Origin of the sequence: Allorhizocola rhizosphaerae, from assembly GCF_003426775.1 — a bacterium.
Taxonomy (GTDB): domain Bacteria; phylum Actinomycetota; class Actinomycetes; order Mycobacteriales; family Micromonosporaceae; genus Allorhizocola; species Allorhizocola rhizosphaerae.
In genome coordinates this window covers 34,851-59,880 of the sequence record NZ_QJUG01000016.1, presented here as the reverse complement: position 1 = coordinate 59,880, position 25,030 = coordinate 34,851, and the positions used below count along the sequence as shown (strand labels likewise).

The window sequence follows — 25,030 nt, the reverse complement described above, 5'->3', positions numbered from 1 at the left end:
CGCCCACCCACCCATTAGCGCTCTCCCCAAACACGGCGACAGCCCGGTCATGGTCGGCCTCATGGTGCCCGGCGGCTCCCAGTCGCAGGTCGTCCAACGTGGACTGCGGCGCGGCGGGCGCATCATCACGTCCGCCGCGCTGCTGATGCTCGTCGTGTTCGGGTCCTTCGCCACGGCTCGGCTGGGCGGCGTCGAGCAGATCGGGCTCGGGATGTTCGCCGCCGTGCTCATCGACGCCACGATCGTTCGCTGCCTGCTGGTCCCGGCGACCATGACGCTGCTGGGCCGGTGGAACTGGTGGGCGCAGCATCCGTTGCGCCGCTTGCATTTCAGGCTCGGGCTGCGCGAGACCGCGCCGGAGCCGGGTTTGCTCAGCGTTCCCGCTCGGTAATCTCCACGCACGGAAGCTGCCAGCCCTGCGTCTGCCCGAAGTGTCCGGTCTGGGCGTGCATGAGCAGGCGCAGGGTCTCGACCGCCCGGCGCAGCCCGTCATCGGTCAAGGCCCGCGCATCCACCGTCTTTTCGGTGATGAGCATCCGGTACCCGCTTGTGCCCAGCCTCGCGTCGCCGCCCAGTGCAAAGGCGATGACACCCTCGCCGGGCGCGGGAGCGTCGGGTAGCGGCAGGCCCGCCCGGCGGAGCGCCACCCGGATCAGCGCCGCCAGCTCCGGTTTGGCGCACACCCGAGTCTGCTGAGTGAGGAAATGCTGTCCCCTGTGGACGATGATTTCCTGCGGCACGGCCGGAGTGGTTCGATGCATGGACCCCTCTTTATTGGTTGGAGCCCAACCTAACATCGGTTGTCGCAGACCGGGAATTGCACAAACAGGCAGGTCGGCGCCGCTCGCCCCGCTCAAACGCTATGGCGCGCGGCCACCTGCTCCGCGGAGATCGTGTCCACTCCAGTGCCGCGCCCCTCGCCCAGCACATAACGCACCAGGATCGCGGAAGCCGACGCGCCCTCGATGACCCCGGGCCGCCACGTGCCCTGCCGGTGCACCCACACGCGATCGCCGCTGCGATAGCTTCCGGCCGGTGCGACGCTCGCGGGATCGCGGTCGTCCGGTGCCCGATCCGGCGCCGGGACACCGCCAGCGCCGCCGGCGCGCGCATCTCGCTTGGGCGCCTTGACAATCGTCATCTCCAGCACGACCGGATGGTCGGAGATCGCCTTGCGCTCGTGCACCGCCGGCAGCGCGATGGCCTCATGCCCACCCGACGGGTCGAACACGCAGGCCGTGTCCGACACCCCCGTCATCTTGGTGTGCCGCTTCGCCTGATACATCGCGACGTCGGCCCGGTGCAGCAGCTCGGCAACCGGGGCTGCCCCGCCGGCCAGGGCGATGCCGATCGACGCGGTCACCGCCACGACGTGTCTGGCCAGCGGTATCGGCTCGGCGATCAGTGCCGCGAGGGCCAGCACGGCCGAGCGCCACGAAAGCTTGCGCCCCTTGGGCCCGAAGTTGGTGAGCAGCACCGCGAACTCGTCCCCGCCCAGCCGCGCGACCAGGTTGTCGCCCGCCCAGGCGGCCAGCCGGCAGGCGATGATGCGCAGGACATGGTCGCCCGCGGCGTGCCCGTGGCCGTCGTTGATGGGCTTGAACCCATCCAGGTCGATCATCATGACGGCTGCCGAGCCGTCCGCGGTGTCCAGGACGCGCGACGCGAGAGCGTAGAACAGCCTGCGGTTGGGCAACCCGGTCAACTCATCGTGACCGGCCGCGTATTGCAACGCCTCACGCTCGGCCTGCAACCGCGCGACCTGCGCCCGCAGCCCGGCAAGCTCGACCTCGTCGTGAAGTCGATCGGGCACGGTGTCCACACTGAATCCTGCCGTGGCCGTCCTTCGGACCTCCATAGCAATTCCCTCGCGGCTGCAACGGACAGACTGTGCGGTGCTGATGTCCAGGATGCCAGCGATCAGCTTCCCCGTGCAAGATTTCACAGTGACTATTTCTCGCGGAGCGATCGTGCACGGCGAGAGTTTCCGTTACGCTCCGTCCTTAAGGTTTCGTGGTGAAAGACAAGGCGCCGCGACCAACCACGAAAAACCCCCGGTCATCGCGCCCATCCGGTGATCGGCACCCAGCACAGCTCGCACTCGGACATCACAGGGGGTCGCAAATGGACACTGAATGGATCATGTCCAGCAGATCGACCGGCAACGGCGGCAGTTGCGTGCAGGCCCGCCGGCACGGCGCGGTCATCGAGGTGCGCAACAGCAAGCAGCCTGACGCGGGCACGGTCCGCTTCACCGTCGAGGAGTGGGACTCGTTCCTAGACGGTGCGAAGAAGGGCGAGTTCGACCGGCTGATGGCCGGCTGACCGTCCATTGTGTCTGCCTACTTAGGCGTCCAATGTAGGCATCCAATGTGGATCGCGGTGCGGGCGCAGTGTCCGCACCGCGATCACGCAAAAACCACCACCGCGCGAGCCGCCGCCTTCACCCGCACACACGGCCCTGGCCACGAGCCTCCGCGTTATGCGGGCATTCGCCCGATGCTGCCCGCAGCCGCAAACCGACCCTCGCCGCAAGCTTCAGCGTTACGCGGGCATTCGCCCAATGCTGCCCGCAGCCGCAAACCGACCGTGGCCACAAGCTTCAGCGTTACGCGGGCATTCGCCCAATGCCGCCTGCGGCCGCCTGACGGGCGACCGCGTTGCCGACCCCCGGATCGTCCGGTGCCGGTCTCCAGTCGAAGACGAAGCCGATGCCCGGATCGACCGGCTCAAGTCCGTCGAAGAACCGCTTGATCTCGGGCAGCGTGCGCAGCCGCAGCATCGCCGCCGTCTGTCGTTTGTAGATATCGTGCACCCGGTCCAGCTCTTCGGGAGTCGCCGCCGGCTCGTCCGGATCATCGTCGAGCAGATGCGAGACGACCAGATAGCTCCCCGGGCACACGGCCCCCAACAGCTGCCTGACCGCACCGTGCGCCGCGTCGTCGTCGATGAAGTGCAGCACCGCGACCAGGAGCACGGCGATCGGCTGGTCGAAGTCGAGCACCTTGCGCACCTGCGGATGGCTCAGGATCGCCCCCGGGTTGCGCAGATCGCCCTGTATCGCCGTGGCATGGGCGTTGCCCTGCAACAACTCCTGGCTCTCGGCGACGGCGACCGGGTCGATGTCCACATAGACCACACGCGCGCCGGGCGACGCCTCCTGCACGATCTCGTGGACGTTGCCCTCCGTCGGGATGCCCGAGCCGATGTCCAGGAACTGGCGCACCCCCTGCTCGCACAGGTAGCGCACCGCGCGGCGCAGGAACGCCCGGTTGACCTGGGCCGCCACCGGGGTGTGCGGGAACATGCCGATGATCGCCTTGGCCGCCTCCCGATCGGCGGGGAAGTTATGGGTACCGCCGAGAAAGAAGTCATACATGCGAGCCGCAGTGGCGGGTTTGGCGGTCTGGCTCGGTTGCGACGCTGTCATTGGTATTCCTTAAGCGGGATGGCGGCCTCGCCGATCAGCTTGAAGATGCGCCGGTATTCCTCCACCTCGTGATCCTCCTCAAGGTAGAGCGCGCCCACATGCGACTCAAGGTAGACGATATCGGGGTCGTCGGCCTCATCGAAGTCCAGAATGCGGAACGCGCCCGCCATCGCGGCGTGCGCACCGACCACGAACGGGAGCACCCTGATGTCGATCCAGCTCCGTTCGCCCAGCTTGGAGAGGTATTGGAGCTGCGCGTCAAGCACCGCCCGGCCGCCGATCTCGCGCTTGAGCGCACCCTCGCCGAGCACCACCGACAGCTTCGGCTTGCGGCCGAGCAACGCCTTCTGCCGCTGCATGCGCAGCTTGACGTGCCGCTCGACGGCTTCGAGGTCCTCGGGCTGCTCGGCCTGGAACACGGCCCGCGCGTAGTCGGCCGTCTGTAACTCGCCCGGCACGACCTCGCCGTCGTAGGTGTAGATCCGGATCGCGCTGGCTTCAAGCCCCACGTACAGCTTGAACCATTCGGGGATGACCGGGTTGGCGTCCCACCACTCCTCGTGCGACGTGCCCAGCGCGAGTTCGGCCAGGGCGCTCGTGATGCTCTCGTCCGCGCCGTATAACCAGCACAGCGCGCGCACGTTGGCCACGGTCACCGGCACTTTGCCGGTCTCGATCCGGTGCAGCGTCGGCTCGGATATCCCGAGCTTGGCCTCGGCCACCTCGCGCCGGCTCTTGCCGCAGGCCAGGCGCAGCCGGGTCAGCCGACGCCCCAGCGTCCGGCGTACCACTCGCTGCCCAGTGACAGGCACCTGCCTCTACCTCCCGCCGCGTCTCGCGGAGAACGGTATCGTACCGACCGCGCTGCGTAATCCCGACACTCGAACGGTCCCACGTTGATCCTCTGACCAGCCAGTCCAAACCGGACGGCCCGCGGTGTCAGGCACCACCACATCGACACCGGCCGCAGCGCCACCGGGCGCACCCCGGGTGGCCGCCGAGTCAGCTCCCCGCGTCGACACAGCCGCGGCAAGATGCTATCCGCACCGACGCATCGACGCCAGCCACGCTGCTCCGGGAACGCCCACCTGACGAAAAACCCATCCCGACGGGATTTCCCGTGCTCGGCTGGCGCAGGTGATCTATCGTGCCCGGTGGATGGTGCCGACCAACGGGAAGCAGGTGGCGAGGGTTGATGCGGTTCCGGCTGCTGGGTTCCGTGATGGCGCACAACGAGCACGGGCCGGTACCGCTTGGGCCCGCGCGGCAACGAACCGTCGCGGCTGTGCTGTTGACCGAGCTCGGCACGGCCGTTGCCTTCGACCAGCTCATCGACCGCGTGTGGGGTCAGGCACCGCCGCAACGCGCCCGGGAGACGCTGCACACCTATCTGTCACGCCTGCGGTCTGTGCTGGGTGACACGCAAGGCCAGGCCCTGATCCGCCGGGCACGCAGCTATACCCTTGAGGCCGACCCGGCCGCGGTGGACCTGCACCGGTTCCGCACGCTCGCCGAGCAGGCCAGAAGCGAAACCCACGACCACACCGCCGCGCGGCTCTGGTCCGAGGCACTCGGACTGTGGCAGGGTGCCCCGTTCGCCGACCTGGACAACGATTGGCTTCGCGCGATCGCGACCTCGCTGGAGGCCGAACGGCTCGCGGCGCTGGTGGAACGCAACGACCTACTCCTGCGCGGTGGCGAGCACGCACGCCTGCTGCCCGAACTGACCGCGGTGGCAGCGGCTCACCCGTTGGACGAGCGCCTGGCCGGGCAGCTGATGCTCGCCCTGTACCTCAGCGGCCGGCAGGCCGACGGGCTGGCACACTACCGGCAGGTGCACGATCTGCTGGTCGGCGAGTTGGGCAGCGATCCGGGGCCCGCGCTGCGCGACCTGCACCACCAAATCCTGCGGCAGGATCCCGTGCTCGTCGCCAACGCCACCGACAGCCTCGGCAGCGGGAGCAACCCGGACGCGCCATCCCAGCTGCCCGCTGACATCGCCGGCTTCACAGGTCGCGAAGCGGCGCTCAGCCAGCTCGACGCCGTCCTCGGCTGCCCCGGCGATCCACCGTCCACAATGGTCATTTCCACCATCGGCGGCTGTGGCGGGATCGGCAAGACAGCACTGGCCGTGCATTGGGCCCATCGCGTGCGCGACCGGTTTCCGGACGGTCAGCTGTACCTGAACCTGCGCGGGTTCGATCCCGGCGGTCAAGCGATGTCACCCAGCGAGGCGCTTCGGGCCCTGCTGGAGTTGCTCGGCGTCGCGCCGCGGCAGATACCGGCCAGCGTCGAGGCGCAGGCAGGCATCTACCGGGGCCGTCTGGCCGGGGCCAAAATGCTTGTGCTGCTTGACAATGCCCGCGACGCCGAGCAGATCCGGCCGCTGCTTCCCGGCTCGGCCGGCAGCATGGCGCTGATCACCAGCCGCAATGACCTGGCAAGCCTGGTGGCCGCCGAGGGAGCCCGGCCGATCTGGCTGGACGCGCTCGACGCCGAGCAAGCGCGCCTGCTGCTCGCCGCCCGGCTCGGGCCGGACCGGTTGGCCGCCGAACCCGAGGCGGTGGATGAAATCGTCGCCGCGTGTGCCGGGCTCCCGCTGGCGCTGGCCATCGTGGCCGCCCGAGCCGCCACCCGACCGGCGTTGCCCATGTCGGCCTTCGCCGCCGAACTGGCCGACGCAGGCCGCAGGCTCGATGCTTTCAGCGGCCCCGATGCCGCCACCGACGTCCGGGCCGTGATGTCCTGGTCCTATCACGCGTTGCCGGCGACCGCTGCCCGGTTGTTCCGGCTGCTGGGCCTGCACCCCGGCCCGGACATCAGCGTCACCGCCGCGGCCAGCCTCGCCGACCTGCCGTCATCACACACCCGCGAGCTGCTGAACGCCCTGGCCGCGGCGCATATGGTCACCGAAAACTCGCCCGGCCGGTACACCCTGCACGACCTCATCCGCGCCTACGCCGCCGAGCTGGCGCGAACGATCGATCCGGAGCCGGACCGGCGGGCCGCGACGAGCCGGATGCTCGACCACTACGTGCACACCAGCCACACGGCCGCGAAGCTGATCAACCCCCGTCCGACGCCGGTCGAGCCGGGGCCCGCCCTGCCCGGCGCCGTCGTCACCGAGCTGTCGTCGCATGTGGACGCTGACGCGTGGTTCCGCACCGAGCGCCAGACCCTGCTCGCCTGCGTCGAGCAGGCAGCCGGCACGGGGCACAACCGCCACAGCTGGCACCTCGCCTGGGCGATGGGCGACTACCTGGAGCGGCGCGGCCGGTGGGCGGATGTCCTTGCCGGCCAGCACACGGCGCTGACCGCAGCCCGCCGTCTCGGCGAACTCACCATGCAGGCCGTCGCTCACCAGGGTCTCGGGCTCAACTACAGCCGCCTCGGCAGGCATCATGAAGCCGGCACGCACCTGCGCGAGTCCATTCGCCTGAACGCCTCGCTTGGCAGGCACCGCGGTCTCATGGGCGCGCACCTGGCGATGGCCGTCGACTGCGACCGGCAGGGCCTGCACCACGAGGCGCTCGACCACAACCGGCTGGCTTTGGGCGCGGCGCAGGCCGCCGGTGAACTCTCGGGCCAGGTCGGTTGCCTCAACGGCATCGGCTGGCAGCTGGCCCAGCTCGGCCGCTATGACGACAGCATCGCCTACTGCGAACGGGCGCTCGCCGTGCCCATCGCGCATGACCACCGATTCCATGCCGACACCTGGGACACCCTCGGATTCGCCCATCAGAGGCTCACGCGGCATGAGCAGGCGATCGCCTGTTTTGAGAGAGCCGTGGCGCTGTTCGGCAAACTGGGCGTCCGCCTCTACGAAGCGGAAAGCCTGACGAGGCTGGCGGACAGCCACGAGGCCCTCGGCGACGAGCCCGCCGCCCGCGCGGCCCGGACACGGGCGCTCGGCATCTTGGACGAGATCGGGCACCCGGATGCCGAACGGCTCCGCAAACAGCTGGAGTAACGGTTGCCGCCTCGCGGGATGGCCGGGTTCATCGCGCTTGCCGACCACCGCCCAGCTCGGCACCGGCATCGCCTCGCGATAGCCCCCAAGCGGCCCCGCACGTCCAAAGCGGCCCCGCACGCCCAAGGCAGCCCCGCACGTCCAAAGCAGCCCCGCACGTCCAAAGCGGCCCCGCACGTCCAAAGCGGCTCCACACGCCCAAAGCGGCTCCACACTGCCCCAGCCGGCTACGCGCCGCCTCACGCGACCCAGAACTCACAGGTACCTGCCTGCCGCAGTCAAATCCAGATAGCGCTCGGCCGCCTGCGGTACGTCGTCTAGCCTTCCGAGCCGCTGCTTCGTCGAGATTTCCCAAGCGGAGGCCGCGCTGGTGAAGACTTGGGTGGTCTCATCGCCGATCAGATGGCGGGCGACTTGGACAGCATGGCTTCCTCTTGCCTAGTCCAATCTGCACGTCTCCACGATCCGCGACAGATCGTCCTTCGTGACGACGGGTCCGCCTTCGGCGGGGTCGGTCGCCGCAAAGAGCCACCTGCCGTCGGCAAGCTCGACGACGAACGTTCCAGGCCCTTGAGTTTCCGTTTGAGGGTCAGGGGGAACATACCAGGCCGGCCTGCCCCTCAACGTCGTCTTCTGCGCTTCCTCCAGGCGAATGCTGTCGTCGAGCCGATCGAAGACGCCTGCGAAGATCACCCGGCGCGATTCCCCGCTGATGAAGGCGCTCGCCATCTCACCCGAGCCATCGGGCCGGTCGTGCCGCTCGAAGGCCAGCCTGAGCGGCACTTGACCTGGCAACCAGCCAAAACTCATGGTCGGCCGTAGGTACTCGACGTGGCCGACGCCAGTGGAGCGGGCGATCCGCACGACTGTCTCCGCGAATTGGGCACCCCGGTCCGTGTCGGGCTCGTCGGGCTCGCCGGCGACGGATACCCGCATCTCTATCCCCTCAAAGGGCTGCCAAGAGCACGACGCCGAATACTTGCTGTGGCTGACCCAGCCGGGCGTGCCATTGATGTCGACGGTGGACGCCGAAGGCCACGGCGAAGGGCCGCCAAGCTTTAGCTCGAGCTGGACTCGCGGATGGAGGTGAAGCGGGTTCAGGTGCCACTCGCGGCGCTGTGGGCCGGGACGACCGGTCGTGACCCGGCGTTGCGTAATGTTGAAGCCATCGGGCAGCCATGATGGTGTGAACGGCATCGGGTAACCACGCCACCGAACCGGGCTCAGCAGTTCGTCCACAGTGGACGGTGTGCCAGGCCACAAAAACAAGGCAGGCACGCCCAGGGCGGCAGCCGCGGCGACGGCGCCACCCGCGCCGAGGAGAAGCCGGCGCTGCCGGATGGCACGGGATCGGCCGGCGATGCCTGCGGCGACACGGTCGGGCACCGGTGCCCGTGCCGCAAGCTCGGCGAAAGCCTCACGAATCTGATCGTTGGTGTTCATCGACCTACCTCCTGCACCATGCGCAGCGTGCTCAAAGCCCGGGACCGGTGACTTCGGACAGTGCTTTCAGAACAGTCAAGAAAAGTGGCGATCTCAGCGTCGGTCATGCCTTCGTAGAAGCCCAGTGCGAGCACTGCTCGCTGTTGTGGAGGAAGCATGGCGATCTGGCGCAACAGCGCGTCGCGGGAGGAAATCGCCTCGGCCGGATCCGGCGCATCGGGCTCACGTGCAAGCGGCACGTGCATGGCCGACCGACGCCGTCGCCACGACAGGAATTCGTTGAGCACCATGCGTTTGAGGTAAGCCTCAGGCATGTCCAGCCGGGATATCTTCTGCCACCGCAGCTGCGCCCGGGCGAGGACCTCCTGCACCACATCCTCCGCCAAATGCGGATCGCAGGTGACGACGGTGGCATAGCGCAGCAGTGCCGCCAGCCGGTGACTGAGGTACTCGTCGAATGTCACATCACTTGAATGCTTCCCGCGCGGCATTTGTTGAATGGGCCGCCCCGGATTTTCCGCGGCGCTCACAATTTAGCTGCCGAGCAGGTGACGTCATGCCCGCGCGAGAAGGTCGCTACGGGCGACGATGAACCCGGTTCTTGGTTCACCATGGTTCCCTCAGCGTTATATGGAAAGAATCGGACATGTTGGCCATCCTTGCGAAGCGTAACTCTGACGAACCAAGAACCGCGAGCCAGCCTGAACTGCCGCGCTGACTTGGCAAGTTCCCGGGCGAGACCCCCTCGCAGATCGGGGTGCGACGGGAAGGCCGACTCCCTGAATGAACAGAGAAGGACTGACCCGCGCGGGGCCCTTCTCTGTCGACGGACCGTAAACGATCCGACAGTACCTTCATTGCCGAGCATCGATACGATGACGTGCGTCCATCGCGTTGCGGAACGAGCATTCGCCTACCGTGCCGATCGTCCAGAAAGGACCACCATGACCGAACAGCAGGCCGACAAGGAGACGTTCGACTGGGAGAGGACGTATGCCTACAGCGTCGGGATGCAAGCCTACGTATTCGGGTTTCCGTGGGTGTACTTTTCGGAGCTGCGACACCAGTGGGTCGTTGTGGAACACGACCCCGAAACCACACCGTACGCCCCGCTCAACTACTTCTGGCACGCCCGGAACCTGATCAACGCCGACTACACCGACGGCGGTTCGCCGAACAACGACACGCTGTACTCCATCGCATGGGTGGACCTGCGGCAGGGGCCGGTCGTGCTCTCGGTGCCCGCGGTGGTCAACCGGTACTTCACGATGGAGATCGCGGGGATGGACTCCGACAACTTCGCCTACGTGGGTACCCGTACCACCGGTGAGGTCGCCGGCAACTACGCCATCATCGGGCCTGACTGGCATGGCACCCTGCCCGACGGCGTGGCGCCGCTGCCGCAGGCCCACACGCCGTTCGCCCTCATCGTCGGGCGCACGCTGATCGACGGCAAGCTCGACTTGGACGCCGTTCGCGCCCTCCAGGACCAGTACTTGCTCAGACCGCTCAGCCTGTGGGGCACATCTGCCGAAGTGCCAATAGACCGCGACGTGCCCAAACCGTTCAGCCGCAACGACGATCCTCTGGCCGACTGGAAGACGATGAACCGGGCGATGTCCGAAAGCCCGCCCGGGCACCGGCTCGACCCGCTGCTGGCCCAGTTCGCCGAAGTGCACGTCGGCCCCTGGCAGGATGTCGAACTGGCCAGCGAGGCCACCAAGGCCGGGCTCGCCCAGGCCGCCTCCGATGCGCGGCTGATGCTGGATCATGCTTCGGGGGCGCTGGGCACGACTATCAACGGGTGGACCTTCCCCCCGCTGACCATCGGCCGGGCCGGCGCCCACGACGACTTCCTCGTGCGCGCCTCGCCGCAGTGTATGGGCGGCATCGTCTACAACGACCTGGAGGAAGCCGTCTACCCGTACGCCTACCGGGACGCGGAAGGCGAACCGCTCAGCGGGGCCTACCGGTACACCTTGGAGTTCTCCGAGGCGGACCTGCCGCCGGTGAAGGACGGTGGCTTCTGGTCAGTGACGCTGTACGCCAACTACAACCTCGTCCATAACCCCATCAACCGCTACTCGATCGGTAACCGAACCGCCGGGTTGAACTGGGTTGACGGTGGACTGACCATCTATATCCAGCACGACCGACCGACCGACCCGGTGCAGCTTCGGAACTGGCTTCCGGCGCCGGTGGGAACGTTCGACCTCAAGATGCGCTGCTATCTCCCAGCGCCGGAAATCTTCAACCAGGTGTGGAAGCCGCCCGGCCTGACCCGCCAGGCTTGACCGCCCGCGGCGGTCAAGCGAGCGCGCTGCTTGCCCGCCGTGCCACTATTGGATGTCACATCCGCGCGTCGGTGCCCGGTCGCGATCCCATCAAGTGAAACGCGGATCGAGTCTGCGGTTACCCTCTTGCAACCGGAAACTTGATTGCGGCACCCTCGACCTCCAGTTCGCCGCCCACACGCTGCGCGCGCAGGCCCGCAAACTGGAGGTCGAGCGGGCGCGGGCGCCGGCCACCTGTGGCAAGCTGCCCGACCATGATCGGGCACGCGGTGGTCGAGGGCCTCGGCCCAGAACCGCGCCAGGCGCCCGGGGTCGGCGCAGTCAAACGTTATCTGGAAGTTGACCATAATCCTGCCTCTCAGGCCGATCGCGCAGCACGCGGAAAACCCGGTACGTTACCGCGACCAGCGGCACGGCCACGATGGCCCCGGCGATGCCCGCGGTCAGCGAGCCGGCGAAGACCGCCACGACGACGGCGACCGGGTGCAGCCGCACCTGGTGGCCCACGATGAACGGCTCCAGGAAGTTGCCCTCCAGCTGCTGCACCGCGACCACCGCGCCGAGGGCGAGCAGGGCGTCGACCGGGCCGTTGGCGGCGAGCGCGACGAGCACCGCGATGCTGCCGCTGATGGTCGAGCCGATGTAGGGCACGAACCCGCCGACGAAGACCAGCAGCGCCAGCGGCAGCGCGAACGGCACGCCGATGAGCGCGAGCGCGACGCCGATCCCGACGGCATCGATCGCGGCCACCGCCATCGTGCCCCGGATGTATCGCGTGAGCGTCTCCCACATCGCCTCACCGACCTGATGGGTGGGCCGCCGCGCCCGCTCGGGCAGCTCGCCGATGAACCAGCCCCACATCCGGGGCCCGTCCTTGAGCAGGAAGAACGCGACGAACAGCGAGAGCACGATGGCCGCGAGGATCTCGACCAGCGTCAGCGCGCCGGCGAGCGGGTTGCTGCCGAGCGCGAGCCGGCCGGACGCCTGGCGGAACATCTGGTTGAGCTGCTCCTCGGTGATGGGCAGCACGTTGGCGACGAACGTGCGCAGCCGCTCCGCACCCTCCTCCAGCCGCCCGGCGACATCGCCGAACTGGGCAGCCGCCACATTCCACACCAGCACGGCGGGGGTGACGAACGCGGTGAGCAGGATGAGCAGGCACAGCAGCGCGGCCACCGCCCGATGCACGCGCAGCCGCTGCAGCCCGCGCAGCACCGGCTCGAACAGCGCGGCGATGAGCATGGCCGCGATCAGCGCGAGCACGAGCGAGGCGAGCTGGACGGCGATGAGCCCGAGCACGAACACCGCGCCGGCCATGAGCAGCAGGCACCCGCTGACGAAGGCGCCCTGCCACAGCCAGTCGGGCATGCCGCGCCGGGACCGGCCCGCGGGCTCGGCCGCCCGTGCCGCTTGTGCCGCGCGTGCTGCCGCCGGTGCCTCCCCGGGAGGAGGCGAGGAATTCTCGGCCATGACATCACCTTGCCATCCGGCTATGACATTTGCGCCCCGTGGGGGTCGACTGATGAGGTATTCGCTTGTCAGAATGCGCGCGTGACCGAAGCCGCCCCCGCCATCGACACGTCGCCGTTCGCCCACGATGGCTCGACCGATATCGGTGTGCTCGTGTGCCACGGCTTCACCGGCTCGCCGCACAGCGTCCGCCCATGGGCGCGCCATCTGGCCGAGCAGGGCTGGACGGTCACGCTGCCGCTGCTTCCCGGGCACGGGACGGATTGGCGCGACTGCAACCGCACCACCTGGACCGATTGGTACTCAGCGGTGGAGGCGGCCTTCGCCGGCCTGAAACAGCGGTGCGACCGGGTGTTCGTGTGCGGGCTGTCCATGGGTGCGACGCTCGCACTGCGCCTGGCCGAGCGGCACGGCGACGACGTGGCCGGCATCGTGCTGGTCAACCCGGCGGTCATCATGCTGCGCTGGGACACGAAGTTTCTGCCCGTGCTCGGCCGGCTCATCCCATCCGTGCCGGCGATCGGCGATGACATCGCCAAGCCGGGCATCCGCGAGGGCGCATATCCGCGCACGCCCGTGCGGGCTGCCGCGTCGCTGCGCCGCTTTCAGGCCATGGTCCGCGCCGATCTCGCCCGCGTCGCGCAGCCGCTGCTGCTGTTCCACTCCGCCAACGACCACGTCGTCGAGCCGGTCAACAGCGACATGGTCCTGAAGGGAGTGTCCTCACGGGACAAGCACGAGGTGGTGCTCCACGACAGCTACCATGTCGCCACGCTCGACCATGACGCGCCCCGAATTTTTGACGATACCGTCGACTTCATCAAGCGGCTCGCGCCGGCTCCCGCTTGAGCGAGGGCCGCGTGCTGGACGCTCACCAATCAGTCCAGTACTCGCCCCACACATACAGGGCCGGAACGTAGCTGCCGAATTCCCCTCCGGCCCGGCACATGGCCAGGGACTGACGGAAGTATTCCATCTCCTCCGTCCAGCCATGGATGATTCTGCCGTCGGAGCATTGGGCCGCCGCTCGGTGAAGTCCTCCCATCCTGGTGCACTCGGTCATCGAACCGGTGGGGCGTTCGCCTTCCGGGAACTTGTGCGTGAAGTAGTAGACATGGCACCCGTCTGGAGGGGTCGTCTGGGCGTGCGGAGGCGGCAGATAACCAGGAGGGGGCCCGACGGTGAAGCCCGCGTGTGCCGGGCTCGCGGCGCCGGGCACCGCGACCGCGGCGGCGATCAGTGCTGCGGCGACTGTCGACAACAGCCTTTGTCTCATGTGGTCTCCCTGCGTCGGCGAATCGGCGGAAAGCGCTTTCCATCGATTATCCCCACCGTGATCCACAGGCGTCAATGGCTTCTTTCCGCTTGCCTCCCCGACCCTCCATGACCCTCCCCGACCATGGCGATGGCGATGGCGCACGCCTATGCGACGAAGACAGTGAAGTCGGCGCGGTGCACCTTGCCGTCCACTTGGAACTCCAGGAACAGCCGGTATTCACCCCGGTTGGCGAACTGGGTGTGGAAGGTCAGCTCGCTGGCGGCCGGGTGCATGTGCAGCAGCGCGCCCGTGCGCACTTCGAACGCCGACATGTGCGCGTACGAACCAAGATAAGGCTCAAGAGTCGCGTTGACGCCGAAGCGCAGCAGCGCGCTCTGGCCCGCGCGCAGGTGGGCGATGCCGTCGAGGCGGGTGACGGTGTGCGGGCCGGCGGTGGCGGACGCGGCCGGTCCGGGCAGCGGGACGAGCTTGGTGTCACCGGCGATGACGAACGGCAGCCCGAGCGTGGTCGCATGCCCGCCCTTGGGCGTGAACTCGGCGTAGACGCGGTAACTTCCCCCGTCGTCGATGTCCAATGTGGTCGACCACGTTTCGCCGTCGAGCACCGGATGCAGGTGCCGGTACCCAGAAATGTCATCTCTGATAAGGTATAGATGCAACTGTTTGGTTTGGACGGTCTCGTAGTGCACCAGCGGCGCTCCGTCCGAGCCGAGGATCTGGAACATGAGGGGCACGCCCTTGCCCCGATTTTCGGGCATGATGACCGGCCGCATGAGGTATCCGTCGTGGCTGTCGGACAGGCCGTCCCCATGCTCGTAGGGCGATGGCGACGGCACGGCCACGGGCGGTGCTGACCGTCCGGGTAGGACGGTCAGCACGTATGCCACGGTGGCCACGAACGCGACCGCGAGGGCCGCGTAGGCGAGCCGGAGGCGATTATTGGCGCGTGATTTTGACATCGTCCACGCCGGCCTCGACCAGGCTCGCACCCGATGCGTCGGCCGCCTCGATGAGGATCCGCACTGACTGGCCCGCGTAGGCCGAGACGTTCCACGTGCCGGTGGTCCACGCCGCGTCGCGATCAGTCGCCGCTGCGGCCTGCGTGAACAGTGTTGTTGTCCCACCATTGTGGACAATGCTCACGCGGAAGAAGTCGGCGCTGGACGCGTTGCTGCCGTGGGCCAGATACCACGACATCGACAGGTTCAGCGTGCCGCTCGACGGCAGCGTGATGGCAGGCGAGCGGATGCTCGTCGTGCCGCCGTCGATGTCGAACGCGCCCGCGCTCGTGCCCGCCTGCCTGCCCGTCACGAGGTCATTGGTGCCGCTGACCGTCGTGCCCAACTGCTTGGCACCGCTGGAGTCGGTGGCCTCGGGGTCGCCCCGCTCCCACGCGCCCAGCGTGGCCGTGTCGGTGCCGCTGGGGTTGGCGGTCCAACCGGTCGCGGTCTCGAACGTGTCGGCGTAGACCTCCGTGCCCGGCGGTTGCGAGTCGGGGTTGTACTTCACCAGCACGAGACCCTGCTCGATCCCGCTGATGGCGATGGTCCCGCTGCGGAAGAACGGGTACGTGTTCCACGCGCCGTTGAACCCGGTGCCGTTGCTGGACGGGTAGATGTCGAAGTACCCGACCTCGGTCAGCTGGTTCGACGCGATGCCCGAGATGTCGAGGATCCGCAGCCCACCACGATACGACGCCTGGTACATCAGGTTGTCGATGATGTAGTGGTTGTGGTCGGTCGCCGTGTTCGTGGGCGAGATGTAGGTGCCGGTGTGCACGGGGGCGTTGAGGTCCGACACGTTCCAGATGAACGTGCGCGTCCCCGGGGAGTCCGAGTCCAGCTCGTCGTTCATCGTCAGGCGGGAGTGGTCGGCGGTCAGCCAGCCCTGGTGGGTGTAGCGAGCGCCGGTGTAGCCGGTGCGGGACAGCTGAACCGGCGCGGACTTGTTCGTCACGTCCACGATCGTCAGCGTGTCCTCGTTGTAGTTGAAGCAGATCTCGCGCCCGCGGTATGTGGTGTCCGGCCCCTGGTACACCACGCACTGGTTTTCGTGCACGTAACCGTCGCTGCTCACGCAACCGGCGTTGACCGGGTTCTTCGGGTTCTGCACGTTGACCATGTGCACGCCGCCGCTGCACGTGTTGGTGCCCACGGCGAAGATGTAACCGGTCTGCTCGTTGACCGCGAGCGTGTGCGAGTTGCCAAAGCCCGTGTAGCGCGCGTCGGCCGTGAACGTCTGCGGCGAGGTCACGTTGCGCAGCCGGGTCAGGTCGAACACCTGCATGCCGTGCGAGCTGATCCGGTCGGCGCCGATGAACGCGTGGTTGGCGTACACCTTGATGTCGCGCCACGAGCTCGAGGTGCCGTTGTGCGAGGGCAGGTTGCCCAGATAGACGGGGGCGGTCGGGTTGGTCACGTCGATGAACGAGGCGCCCGTGGTGCGCCCGAAGATGATGTACTCCTTGTTCGTCAACGTGTCGGTCCAGCCCCACATGCTGTTGCCGTTGCCGCCGCCGATGCTCGACAGCGGGAGGGCGCTCAGCAGGTCGATATTCTTGCAGGGGTACTGCGCGGCCATCCCGTTGGAGCAGGCCGCAGCGGCTTGCACGGTCACCCCGTCGGCCAGGCGCCACGCCGGCTCGTGGTCGGCAAGGATGCGGCGTAGCTCTTCCTGCCCTTCGGGGGACTTCGGGTCGTGCGCCCATGACGCCGTGGTGACCGACAGCGCCAGAGCGATCAGCCCAGCCACGACGCCAGCTGTTCGCAAGGTTCGTCGCATGGTGGTGGCTCCCTTTCGTGAGAGAGCCCTCATCGTTACATGCCGATGTTTTATTTGACTAGTACCGGGTCAGCGCCTGCGGCCACGCGCGGCCTCAGTTTGCCCACCACGCGAGCGGAAGGTGCTCCCGGATCACCCGATCCTTGGTCACCAGGGTCGTCCCCGCCGCGACCGCTTGCGCCGAGATGAGCCGGTCGAACGGATTGCGTGTCCAGTCAAGCGTTGTCGCAACCTGACACAGGATTGCAGCCGGCGGATCGGTCAACACCAGCTCCAGCTTCGGGGCCAGCTCATCGATGATCGCCTGCGCGGGCACCGCCACCTTGCCGACTTCGTACAGGTACTGCAGTTCCAGCCGCACAAACGGTGACAGCGCAAGCTGTTCGGTGTCCAAACGGTGCCTCACCGAAACAGGCACAAGTCCTTGCGGGTCGGAATAGAGCCAAACCACGACATGCGTATCGAGAAGAATCACGGACGCCACTCACTGGACCAGTCCAGGTGAACAAGTTCCTCCGGATCGCCAACTATCGCGTCGGGGTGAGCCGACAGGCGATCGAGCTTCGACGGCACATCCACGGGCACGATCCGCAGGCGCCGCCCGCCCCGCTCGATCTCAAGCGGCAGCCCCGTGGCCAGCACTTGATCAAGCAAGCGATACACGTTCTGGCGCAGCTCCGACGCCGTGATGGTCATGGCCCCTCCTACGTACGTACGCCCATACTAACACGTACGTGCGTGACCGGCGATCGTGGCCACCACGGCTCCGGCCTTCGGGGCGCGATGTTCGAGACCTCGGCGTTCGTGGTCGTGTCGGGCGAGCTGACCGAGGAGGTGGTCACGCCGGGCGGCCTGCGCGCGCAATGCTGCAAGGAAAGGGCGTTCGGGCCCCGACCACGTGCACCGGATCGTCAATGACGGCAAGCTACCGGCCGTGTCCGTGCACGTCTACGGGCCCGCGCTGAAAGACGATGCGGCGGTACCGGATGGAAAATGAAAGACTGGTTGTGGCAACCGTCGAGACCGCGGGGGTGGACTGGTGACTCGGAGCATTGCGCAGGTCCTGGAAGAGGCGCGCTCGCGGCTGAAAAGGCTTGGGCCGCAAGAGGCATACGAAGCTGTGCGGCACGACGGGGCGGTGCTGGTGGACACCCGGCCGCAGTGGCAACGCGAGCGGTTCGGGCAGATCCCGGGCGCTCTGATCATCGAGCGGGTGCATCTGGAGTGGCGGTTCGACCCGCAGTCCGAGGCGCGCCTGCCCATCGCCGACCGCTACGACCTGCCGATCATCGTGTTCTGCCAGGAGGGCTACAGCTCGTCGCTCGCCGCGGCCGCGCTGCAGGACCTGGGGCTGCACCGGGCCACCGACCTGGTCGGCGGTTTCGCCGCATGGCGGGAGGCCGGGCTAGATTTCGTCTTATGAGGATTTTGGTACTGGGTGGAACCTCGTTTGTCGGGCGGGCCATCGTTGACGACGCGGTCGGGCGCGGGCACGAGGTGACCCTGTTCAACCGGGGCCGCAACAAGGACGTGTTCCCGCACCTTGACCAGCGCGTCGGCGACCGCGCCAGCGGCGACTACGCCTCGCTCCAAAATGGACGCTGGGATGCGGTCGTCGACGTGAGCGCCTACATTCCCAGGCATGTCCGGCAGGCGGCCGACGCGGTCGGCGACGGGCTCGCCCGGTACCTCTTCATATCGACAGGATCGGTCTACGACCACACCGGGGCACAGGGTTTCCCGGCCGAGGACTGCCCGCGCCTCGCGCCGGAGCGCGGCACCGAGGAGGTCACCGGCGCGACCTACGGGCCGCTCAAGGTGGCGTGCGAGGACGACGTGACGGCGCGCTACGGCGACCGGGCGACCATCGTGCGGCCGGGCATCGTCGCGGGACCGCACGATCCGACCGACCGGTTCACCTATTGGGTCCGTCACGCCGCACGCGGTGGCCGGGTGGTGCTGCGTGGCCGGCCCACCCAGCCGACGCAGGTCATCGATTCGACCGACCTCGCTCGGCTGGTGACGCTCCTGCTGGAGCAGGATCGCGGCGGCGAGTTCAACGGCACGGGCGAGCCGGTGACGCTGGCCGAGCTCATCCGGGCATGCGGCGCCGACGAGATCGAGGTGGCCGAGCCGGGTGAGAAGCCGCAGCCACTCGTGCTTTCGGATCCCGCCTACGACATCATGTTCCAGTTCAGCTCGGCCAAGGCGCGCGCGGTCGGGATGCCGGTGACGCCATACGAGCAGACCGCCGCAACGACCGCGGCCTGGGACCGGGAGCGGGGCGAACCTCTACTCAAGACTGAGTGAACGGGGGATCACACCTGGACAGCACGGCCATACGCTGCCTGGCGTGAGATACCCCAAAACTCTCGCGGTCGTGATGACCGCAATCCTGGCGACCTCGGTGATGTCCGGGGCGCAGGCAGCGCCGAGCCAGGGCGAGACATCCCTCTACCTGGTGCAGACCGTGGGCCAGCCGGTGTCCACATACGAGGGTTCGGTGGCGGGTTTTGCCCGGACCAAGCCCAGTGACGGCGACCGGGTCGACGGCGACAGCCAGGCGGCCCGGCAGTGGCGGCAGAAGCTGCGCGCCGATCACGACGCGGCGTTGAAGCAGGCCCGGGTGAACTCGTCGGCCAAGGTGTACGACTTCGGCGTGACGTTCAACGGCTTCGCCGCCCGCCTGACCGAGGCCGAGGCGCAGCGCCTCAAGCGCAGCAAGGATGTCATCGCCGTGTGGGCCGACGAGATCGTCCACGCCGACACCACGACCACCCGCGACTTCCTCGGCCTCAGCGGCCGCAAGGGCGTGTGGGAGCGGCAGTTCCACGGCGACCGGAAGGCGGGCCTCGGCGTGATCGTCGGGGTGATTGACAGCGGCATCTGGCCGGAGAACCCGTCGTTCGCCCCGCTCAGCGAGCCACGGCCCGACCAGGCGATCATCGACGCGAAGTGGAAGGGCAGTTGCGACACCGGGCCCGAGCAGCCGGTCACGTGCAACAACAAGCTGATCGGCGCGCAGTACTTCCGGGCCGGCGGCGCGGGCAGCATCGATGAGAGCGAGTTCTTCTCGGCGCGCGACCGCAACGGGCATGGCTCGCACACGGCCAGCACGGCGGCCGGCAACTTCGGCGTCGACGTGAACATCGACGGACACGACCTGGGCGAGGCGTCGGGTGTCGCCCCGGCCGCGCGCGTCGCCGCGTACAAGGCGCTGTGGCACGTGTCGTCGACCGGCTCGGCGTCGGGCAGCGGCATCGACCTGGTGGCGGCCATCGACAAGGCGGTGGCCGACGGCGTCGATGTCATCAACTACTCGATCTCGGGCTCACCCAGCCTGATCAACCGCTCGATCGACATCTCGTTCTTCAACGCGGTGGCGGCGGGCGTGTTCGTGTCGGCCTCGGCGGGCAACGACGGTCTGGTGTCGCGGGTCAACCACAACGCGCCCTGGCTCACCACGGTCGCGGCGTCCACGCACGACCGGGGCAACCGCAAGACGGTGACGCTGGGCAACGGCGCGTCGTACGTCGGCGTGGGCGTGAACCCGCCGGCGGTGGCGTCGGCCGGTCTCGTGAACTCGGAGAGCATCCCGGCAGCGGGACGGACCGCGGCGGACGCGCGGCTGTGCCTGCCCGGCTCGGTCGACCCGGCCGCGGCGACGGGCAAGGTGGTCATCTGCACCCGCGGCAGCAACGCGCGGGTGGACAAGAGCATGACCGTGCGCGACGCGGGCGGCGTGGGCATGGTGCTGACCAACAACACCGTGGCCGAATCCATCAACGGCGACTGGCACTTCGTGCCGACCGTCCATTTCGGACCGGACCCGGGCAACGCCATCAAGGCATACGCGGCAACGGCGGGGGCCACGGCCGCGATCAGTGCGGTCGATCCGGCCAAGGTGCGCGCGCCGGAGATGGCGGGCTTCTCCAACATGGGCCCGGCCCAGGCCGGCGGCGGCGACCTGCTCAAGCCGGACATCACCGCGCCCGGCGTCGACGTGATCGCCGCGTCGTCCCCGCCGGGCACGTTCGGGCGCAGCTTCGACTTCAAGTCGGGCACGTCCATGTCGGCCCCGCACGTGGCCGGACTTGCCGCGCTGCTCAAGAGCAAGAACCCCACGTGGTCCCCGATCTGGATCAAGTCGGCGCTGATGACGACGGCGTCCACAAAGGACAACACGGGCGGGCCGATCCAGTTCTCGGGCGGCGACACCACCCCGCACAACGTCGGCGCCGGACATGTCGTGCCGAGCAAGGCCTTCGACCCCGGCCTGGTGTACGACTCGGGACCGCAGCAGTGGCTGCAGTACGGCTGCGCGCTCGGCCAGTTCCAGGCCGTGACGGCGCCGGGCACGTGCGAGTCGCTGCCCGCGCTCGACCCCAGCGACCTGAACTACCCGTCCATCTCGGTGGGCGACCTGGTCGGGACGCAGACCATCACCCGCACCGTGACGAATGTGGCCAAGCTGCCGGGCATCTACCGGGCCAAGGTGACCGCGCCGGACGGGTTCACCGTGAAGGTGACGCCCAGCTGGCTGATCCTGGCTCCCGGCAAGTCGGCCACGTTCCAGGTCGAGCTCAAGCGCACGACGGCCCCGCTGGGCACGTTCGCGTTCGGGTCGCTCACGTGGGACGAGCTCATCCTCGGCAACCGCCAGGTGACGAGCCCGATCGCGGTCAAGCCCGTCGCCTTCTCGGCTCCGGGCACGGTACAGGCGGATAGCGCGGCGGGTTCCGCGGCCGTGACTGTCCAAACCGGATTTTCTGGTACCGTGACCGCCACCCTGGCCGGGCTGGCCCCGGCGCAGGTGGCCGAGCTCGGCTTCACCGGCACGTCCCAGGGGTTCCCGACGGCCGCGCCCGCCGAGGGCCCGGCGGCCAAGAAGGTCACCGTCACCGTGCCCGCCGGTGCGGCGCACGCGCGGTTCGCGTTGTATGACGCGGACGTGCCGGCCGGCACCGACATCGACATGTACGCGTATCGGTCCGGCACCAATCAACTCGTCGGCACGAGCGCGGGCGGCACCAGCGCCGAGGAAATCAACCTCACCGCGCCCGGCACCTACGATGTGTACGTCGTCATGTTCGCCTACGACACGGCACTGCCGGCCATCCCGGATGCCAAGCACCACGCCTATGTCGTGCCCGCGGCCGACTCCGGCAACGCCACCGTGAGCCCGGCCGGCGTGCCCGCCACCATCGGCGGCCGCCCCACCCTCACGATCGCGTGGTCGGGCCTTACCGACGTGCGCCACCTGGGCATCCTGTCCTACAGCGACGGGACCACCGCCCTCGGGCGCTCGTTCATCCTCATCCACTGATACCCGGAAGATCCGGTTCGGGGCCGCTCGCCTGCGCGGGCGGCCCCGATCCTTGTTTGAGAGCATGGCCTCATGGAAGGCGCGCATGGGGTTGGTGAGTGGCCGGCGGAGTTGTTTGCGCGGACCGTGGCGGGCGTGCCGGCGTATCGGGCGTTTCTGCGGGAGCACGGCATCGATCCGGCCACGGTGACCACGGCCGAGGATTTTCGCCGGCTCCCGTTGATGGACAAGGAGTCCTACCACCGGAGATATCCGCTGCCGCAGCGGTGCCGGGGCGGGCGGCTGGAGGCGTGCGACATGATCGCGGTGTCGTCGGGGTCGAGTGGGGCGCCGACCATCTGGCCGCGCTCGGTGGCTGACGAACTGCATGTGGCGCGCCGGTTCGAGCAGGTGTTGGGGGACGGGTTCGGCGCGAACGAGCGCAGCACGCTGGCGGTGGTGTGCTTCCCGCTCGGCACGTGGGTCGGCGGGCTGTTCACGCTCGCCTGCACGCGCCACCTCGCCGCCAAGGGTTATCCAATCACGACAGTCGCGCCGGGCAACAACAAGGGCGAGATCCTGCGCGTGCTCCCGGAACTGGCCCCGCATTTCGACCAGATCGTGTTGCTGGGCTATCCCCCGTTCATGAAGGAGGTCGTCGACGCCTGCCCGGACCTGCGGCGGTACACCGTCAAGATGGTGTTCGCGGGCGAGGTTTTCAGCGAGCAGTTTCGCGATCTGGTGGCGCAGCGGGCCGGGATCGCCGATCCGGTCACCGACACCGCCTCGCTCTATGGCACGGCCGACGCGGGCGTGCTGGGCGTGGAGACACCGCTGTCGGTGTCGATCCGGCGGTTCGTGGCACAGCGGCCCGAGCTGGCGCGGGAACTGTTCGGCGGCGAACGCCTGCCGACATTGGTGCAGTATGACCCGGGCAGCCGCTTCTTCGAGCAGATCGACGGGACGCTCGCATTCTCGGGCGACAATGGAATCCCGCTGATTCGCTATCACATCGCCGACGAGGGTGGGCTCATCGGGTACCAGGAAATGTTGAAATTCTGCCGGGAACGAGGGATGCCATTACGGGACCAGGGCCCGCGGTTGCCGTTTGTCTTCGTGTTCGGGCGTTCGCTGTTTACCGTGTCCCTGTTCGGCGCCAACATCTATCCGGAAAATGTGACGGTCGCGCTGGAGCAGCCGCCCGTGAGCGAGTGGACGACGGGCAAGTTTGTGCTGGAGACGCCGGAGGACGCCGACCGCGATCGCTTCCTGCGCGTGACCGTCGAGCTGGCACCCGGCGTCGTGGGCGATGATGCGAAAGCCGGATCGGTGGCCGACGCGATCCGGCGCGAGCTGTTGCGGCTCAACAGCGAGTTCGCCCACTACGTGCCCGCCGGTCGGCAGCTGCCGCACGTGCGGCTGCGCCCTGCCGGCGATCCCGGCTATTTTCCGATCGGGGTGAAACACCGCTACTCTCGGCCCAACCCGACGGAAGGACATGCACATGGATGAATCACGGGCAATCGATCTGGTGGCGGAATGGATCCGGTCTCGCCGATTGGACTATCCCACCGACGGTTTGGAGGCGGAGCGCTTCGCGGGAGGCTGGAGCGTCTACGCGCCGGTGGAGATCGACGAGAGCGATCCGATGGCGTTTCTGGACATGCCGATCGGGCGGTCGGTGTTTCTGGTCAGTGACTCCGGGCGCATCGAGGAGTCGTCGTCGTCGGTCCCGCCACAGGTGGCCATCGACCGGTTCATGGCGAACGAACCGGCCGCCATGGGATCCACCGGCGGCGGTTCCCATGGCAGTGGATCCCATGGCGGCGGATCCCAGGAGGCAGCGCTCATGGCCGAGTTCGAGCGGGAGTTCAGCCGCCTCGCCGCCGAAGGCCCGCCGGCAGTCAGCAGCTTCACCGCGGTTGACCACACACGCGACGGCGCGGCAGGCGATGCGGCCGTCGATGCCGAGGCTTCGCGGCTGATCGAGCCGATCGTGCAGCAGGTGGCCCTGCTCGGGCCGCCCGGCTGGCACAGGTTGTCGGCGGAGTTCGCCTTCACCGTCTCCTCCGAGATCGCCCAGCTGCGCTTCTGGACCGGTGACCGATCAGGCCTCGTGCCGGTGCCGCTCGCGATCGCCGAGCTCGTCCGGCAGCAGCGGGAGGTCGCGGCGCGGATGCCGGCGGGGCCATGGTGGCGGCTGCTGCTCGCGGTCACCAACCGGGGCGAGACGACCGTGGAGTACGACTACGGCGACGAACCGTTCCCCGACGACCAGCTGGTCGAGGCCGGGCATTACCGCAACGACCTGGCCGCCTATCCTCGCCCGCGCCTGCCCGTGTGGCTCGCGGGATATGTCGCGGGGCCCGCGGCGCAGGGCCGCGACCCACACCGGGCCGGGGTGGCCGCGATCGCGGACATCACCGCCCGTCGCGCCGCGACACTGGACGGCAGGCTTCCCCCGCTCGGCGAGATCTGGGCGCGCTGGGCGGTCCTTTCGGCCGTGGAGGCGGGCATCGGATCGGGATGGGGGCCACGCATCTACCCGAGCTACGGCTGGTACGAAAACGATCGCCGCAGCGGTGCGACGCTGTTCCTGCTTCCGGGCGCACGGGCCGTCCTGTCCGGCGGGAAGTGGAACTCCGCGCTGCTGGAGGCCGCCTACAACGGTGGCCGCCCCCAGCCCGACCTCTACACCGGTGCTCCGGCGTGGGTGAACGACACCGTGCTCAACACCCGCAACCGCAACGGTCTGCTGAGCTTCTGCTTCTGGTGGGCCAACGGCCGGTGGCACCGGGGCACCACCGACACCTCCGGCGACCTCGACGCTCCTGTCCCTCCCGTTTGGACACACGCCGAGACGGTCCGCGCGATGGCCGTCCAAACCGGACCGGGCAGCGAGGGCCGATGCGAAGCCCTGCTGACCGCGTCCGCCAGCCACCGCGCCACTTTCGGTGAGGTGGCCGCGTTGCTGGCCCACAAGCCGGGCGCCGACGTTTACGCCGCCGCCAACCAGCTCAGCCTCGCGGGGCTGCTGGCCACCCAGTGAGCCTGTGTC

Annotated in this window: 24 protein-coding genes; 11 read left to right on the top strand and 13 right to left on the bottom strand. The window is 68.3% G+C overall.

The window, feature by feature from the left end; translation table 11 throughout:
* The coding region (locus DM816_RS05265; protein ID WP_162907135.1) for an MMPL family transporter at nucleotides 1-391 on the top strand (391 nt) is incomplete at its 5' end.
* On the opposite strand, the gene DM816_RS05260 is transcribed toward DM816_RS05265, so the two are convergent.
* Nucleotides 372-761 (bottom strand): glycoside hydrolase family 20 zincin-like fold domain-containing protein, encoded by a 390-nt coding sequence (locus DM816_RS05260; protein WP_162907134.1) that lies wholly within the window; start codon nucleotides 759-761, stop codon nucleotides 372-374. The two genes, DM816_RS05265 and DM816_RS05260, sit on opposite strands and share 20 nt — an antisense overlap.
* 92 nt (nucleotides 762-853) lie before the next feature.
* Nucleotides 854-1,858, bottom strand: coding sequence for a GGDEF domain-containing protein (locus tag DM816_RS05255; protein ID WP_117208916.1), 1,005 nt, complete (start codon nucleotides 1,856-1,858; stop codon nucleotides 854-856).
* Between the two features lie 266 nt (nucleotides 1,859-2,124).
* Between DM816_RS05255 and DM816_RS05250 the strand changes: the two genes are divergently transcribed.
* Nucleotides 2,125-2,325, top strand: coding sequence for a DUF397 domain-containing protein (locus tag DM816_RS05250; protein WP_117208915.1), 201 nt, complete (start codon nucleotides 2,125-2,127; stop codon nucleotides 2,323-2,325).
* Nucleotides 2,326-2,608: 283 nt separating this feature from the next.
* On the opposite strand, the gene DM816_RS05245 is transcribed toward DM816_RS05250, so the two are convergent.
* Together DM816_RS05245 and DM816_RS05240 are read right to left on the bottom strand one after the other, a co-directional pair.
* The gene (locus DM816_RS05245) at nucleotides 2,609-3,430 is read right to left on the bottom strand and encodes an SAM-dependent methyltransferase (RefSeq protein WP_117208914.1); all 822 of its coding nucleotides are present in this window, start codon (nucleotides 3,428-3,430) and stop codon (nucleotides 2,609-2,611) included.
* Entirely contained in the window at nucleotides 3,427-4,242 is an 816-nt protein-coding gene (locus tag DM816_RS05240; protein ID WP_117208913.1) for a helix-turn-helix domain-containing protein, read from the bottom strand. The genes DM816_RS05245 and DM816_RS05240 overlap by 4 nt, the downstream gene beginning before the upstream one ends.
* 383 nt (nucleotides 4,243-4,625) lie before the next feature.
* Between DM816_RS05240 and DM816_RS05235 the strand changes: the two genes are divergently transcribed.
* Nucleotides 4,626-7,400, top strand: coding sequence for an AfsR/SARP family transcriptional regulator (locus tag DM816_RS05235; RefSeq protein ID WP_162907133.1), 2,775 nt, complete (start codon nucleotides 4,626-4,628; stop codon nucleotides 7,398-7,400).
* A 438-nt stretch (nucleotides 7,401-7,838) separates the two neighbouring features.
* On the opposite strand, the gene DM816_RS05225 is transcribed toward DM816_RS05235, so the two are convergent.
* Both DM816_RS05225 and DM816_RS05220 read right to left on the bottom strand, forming a co-directional pair.
* Nucleotides 7,839-8,639 carry a hypothetical protein gene (locus tag DM816_RS05225; protein WP_162907132.1) on the bottom strand — a complete coding sequence of 267 codons (801 nt, stop codon included), beginning with the start codon at nucleotides 8,637-8,639 and terminating at the stop codon, nucleotides 7,839-7,841.
* Between the two features lie 200 nt (nucleotides 8,640-8,839).
* Nucleotides 8,840-9,373, bottom strand: a complete 534-nt coding sequence (locus DM816_RS05220; protein WP_246001577.1) for a SigE family RNA polymerase sigma factor — start codon at nucleotides 9,371-9,373, stop codon at nucleotides 8,840-8,842.
* 414 nt (nucleotides 9,374-9,787) lie between these two features.
* Here DM816_RS05220 and DM816_RS05215 point away from each other — a divergent pair, with 414 nt between their 5' ends.
* A complete protein-coding gene (locus DM816_RS05215) occupies nucleotides 9,788-11,137 on the top strand; it encodes a DUF1254 domain-containing protein (RefSeq protein ID WP_162907131.1) in 1,350 nt (449 codons plus the stop codon).
* Here the strand turns inward: DM816_RS05215 and DM816_RS42220 are convergent.
* A complete protein-coding gene (locus DM816_RS42220; RefSeq protein ID WP_162907130.1) occupies nucleotides 11,071-11,484 on the bottom strand; it encodes a VOC family protein in 414 nt (137 codons plus the stop codon). The genes DM816_RS05215 and DM816_RS42220 overlap by 67 nt on opposite strands.
* Nucleotides 11,459-12,607 (bottom strand): AI-2E family transporter, encoded by a 1,149-nt coding sequence (locus DM816_RS05210; RefSeq protein ID WP_246001575.1) that lies wholly within the window; start codon nucleotides 12,605-12,607, stop codon nucleotides 11,459-11,461. The genes DM816_RS42220 and DM816_RS05210 overlap by 26 nt, the downstream gene beginning before the upstream one ends.
* A gap of 81 nt (nucleotides 12,608-12,688) precedes the next feature.
* On the opposite strand from DM816_RS05210, the gene DM816_RS05205 reads away from it, so the two are divergent.
* Nucleotides 12,689-13,456, top strand: a complete 768-nt coding sequence (locus DM816_RS05205) for an alpha/beta hydrolase (RefSeq protein WP_246001573.1) — start codon at nucleotides 12,689-12,691, stop codon at nucleotides 13,454-13,456.
* A gap of 22 nt (nucleotides 13,457-13,478) precedes the next feature.
* Here DM816_RS05205 and DM816_RS05200 read toward each other — a convergent pair whose 3' ends face one another.
* From DM816_RS05200 to DM816_RS05180, 5 genes are all read right to left on the bottom strand, one after another.
* Nucleotides 13,479-13,883 carry a hypothetical protein gene (locus DM816_RS05200; RefSeq protein WP_117208908.1) on the bottom strand — a complete coding sequence of 135 codons (405 nt, stop codon included), beginning with the start codon at nucleotides 13,881-13,883 and terminating at the stop codon, nucleotides 13,479-13,481.
* 146 nt (nucleotides 13,884-14,029) lie between these two features.
* The gene (locus DM816_RS05195) at nucleotides 14,030-14,845 is read right to left on the bottom strand and encodes a hypothetical protein (protein WP_117208907.1); all 816 of its coding nucleotides are present in this window, start codon (nucleotides 14,843-14,845) and stop codon (nucleotides 14,030-14,032) included.
* Nucleotides 14,823-16,667, bottom strand: coding sequence for a choice-of-anchor B family protein (locus DM816_RS05190; RefSeq protein ID WP_117208906.1), 1,845 nt, complete (start codon nucleotides 16,665-16,667; stop codon nucleotides 14,823-14,825). Before DM816_RS05190 ends, DM816_RS05195 begins: the two co-directional genes overlap by 23 nt.
* Before the next feature lie 94 nt (nucleotides 16,668-16,761).
* Nucleotides 16,762-17,142 carry a type II toxin-antitoxin system VapC family toxin gene (locus tag DM816_RS05185; RefSeq protein WP_162907129.1) on the bottom strand — a complete coding sequence of 127 codons (381 nt, stop codon included), beginning with the start codon at nucleotides 17,140-17,142 and terminating at the stop codon, nucleotides 16,762-16,764.
* A complete protein-coding gene (locus DM816_RS05180; RefSeq protein WP_117208904.1) occupies nucleotides 17,139-17,363 on the bottom strand; it encodes a type II toxin-antitoxin system Phd/YefM family antitoxin in 225 nt (74 codons plus the stop codon). Before DM816_RS05180 ends, DM816_RS05185 begins: the two co-directional genes overlap by 4 nt.
* Nucleotides 17,364-17,405: 42 nt before the next feature.
* Between DM816_RS05180 and DM816_RS05175 the strand changes: the two genes are divergently transcribed.
* The 6 genes from DM816_RS05175 (at nucleotide 17,406) to DM816_RS05150 (ending at nucleotide 25,021) form a co-directional block, all read left to right on the top strand.
* Nucleotides 17,406-17,585: a hypothetical protein gene (locus DM816_RS05175; RefSeq protein WP_117208903.1), complete on the top strand. Its 180-nt coding sequence runs from the start codon at nucleotides 17,406-17,408 to the stop codon at nucleotides 17,583-17,585.
* Between the two features lie 121 nt (nucleotides 17,586-17,706).
* Nucleotides 17,707-18,090: a rhodanese-like domain-containing protein gene (locus DM816_RS05170; RefSeq protein ID WP_117208902.1), complete on the top strand. Its 384-nt coding sequence runs from the start codon at nucleotides 17,707-17,709 to the stop codon at nucleotides 18,088-18,090.
* Nucleotides 18,087-18,977: an NAD-dependent epimerase/dehydratase family protein gene (locus DM816_RS05165; protein WP_117208901.1), complete on the top strand. Its 891-nt coding sequence runs from the start codon at nucleotides 18,087-18,089 to the stop codon at nucleotides 18,975-18,977. Before DM816_RS05170 ends, DM816_RS05165 begins: the two co-directional genes overlap by 4 nt.
* Before the next feature lie 43 nt (nucleotides 18,978-19,020).
* Entirely contained in the window at nucleotides 19,021-21,993 is a 2,973-nt protein-coding gene (locus DM816_RS05160; RefSeq protein ID WP_246001572.1) for a S8 family peptidase, read from the top strand.
* A gap of 72 nt (nucleotides 21,994-22,065) precedes the next feature.
* The gene (locus DM816_RS05155) at nucleotides 22,066-23,484 is read left to right on the top strand and encodes a phenylacetate--CoA ligase family protein (protein WP_117208900.1); all 1,419 of its coding nucleotides are present in this window, start codon (nucleotides 22,066-22,068) and stop codon (nucleotides 23,482-23,484) included.
* Nucleotides 23,477-25,021, top strand: a complete 1,545-nt coding sequence (locus DM816_RS05150; RefSeq protein WP_162907128.1) for a hypothetical protein — start codon at nucleotides 23,477-23,479, stop codon at nucleotides 25,019-25,021. The genes DM816_RS05155 and DM816_RS05150 overlap by 8 nt, the downstream gene beginning before the upstream one ends.
* Nucleotides 25,022-25,030: the final 9 nt, after the last annotated feature.

Bases quoted from the DNA above. Each gene is read 5' to 3' on its own strand.
- DM816_RS05260 (WP_162907134.1), bottom strand. From the start codon at position 761: ATGCATCGAACCACTCCGGCCGTGCCGCAGGAAATCATCGTCCACAGG.
- DM816_RS05255 (WP_117208916.1), bottom strand. From the start codon at position 1,858: ATGGAGGTCCGAAGGACGGCCACGGCAGGATTCAGTGTGGACACCGTG.
- DM816_RS05250 (WP_117208915.1), top strand. From the start codon at position 2,125: ATGGACACTGAATGGATCATGTCCAGCAGATCGACCGGCAACGGCGGC.
- DM816_RS05245 (WP_117208914.1), bottom strand. From the start codon at position 3,430: ATGACAGCGTCGCAACCGAGCCAGACCGCCAAACCCGCCACTGCGGCT.
- DM816_RS05235 (WP_162907133.1), top strand. From the start codon at position 4,626: ATGCGGTTCCGGCTGCTGGGTTCCGTGATGGCGCACAACGAGCACGGG.
- DM816_RS05215 (WP_162907131.1), top strand. From the start codon at position 9,788: ATGACCGAACAGCAGGCCGACAAGGAGACGTTCGACTGGGAGAGGACG.
- DM816_RS42220 (WP_162907130.1), bottom strand. From the start codon at position 11,484: ATGGTCAACTTCCAGATAACGTTTGACTGCGCCGACCCCGGGCGCCTG.
- DM816_RS05210 (WP_246001575.1), bottom strand. From the start codon at position 12,607: ATGGCCGAGAATTCCTCGCCTCCTCCCGGGGAGGCACCGGCGGCAGCA.
- DM816_RS05200 (WP_117208908.1), bottom strand. From the start codon at position 13,883: ATGAGACAAAGGCTGTTGTCGACAGTCGCCGCAGCACTGATCGCCGCC.
- DM816_RS05195 (WP_117208907.1), bottom strand. From the start codon at position 14,845: ATGTCAAAATCACGCGCCAATAATCGCCTCCGGCTCGCCTACGCGGCC.
- DM816_RS05190 (WP_117208906.1), bottom strand. From the start codon at position 16,667: ATGCGACGAACCTTGCGAACAGCTGGCGTCGTGGCTGGGCTGATCGCT.
- DM816_RS05180 (WP_117208904.1), bottom strand. From the start codon at position 17,363: ATGACCATCACGGCGTCGGAGCTGCGCCAGAACGTGTATCGCTTGCTT.
- DM816_RS05165 (WP_117208901.1), top strand. From the start codon at position 18,087: ATGAGGATTTTGGTACTGGGTGGAACCTCGTTTGTCGGGCGGGCCATC.
- DM816_RS05155 (WP_117208900.1), top strand. From the start codon at position 22,066: ATGGAAGGCGCGCATGGGGTTGGTGAGTGGCCGGCGGAGTTGTTTGCG.
- DM816_RS05150 (WP_162907128.1), top strand. From the start codon at position 23,477: ATGGATGAATCACGGGCAATCGATCTGGTGGCGGAATGGATCCGGTCT.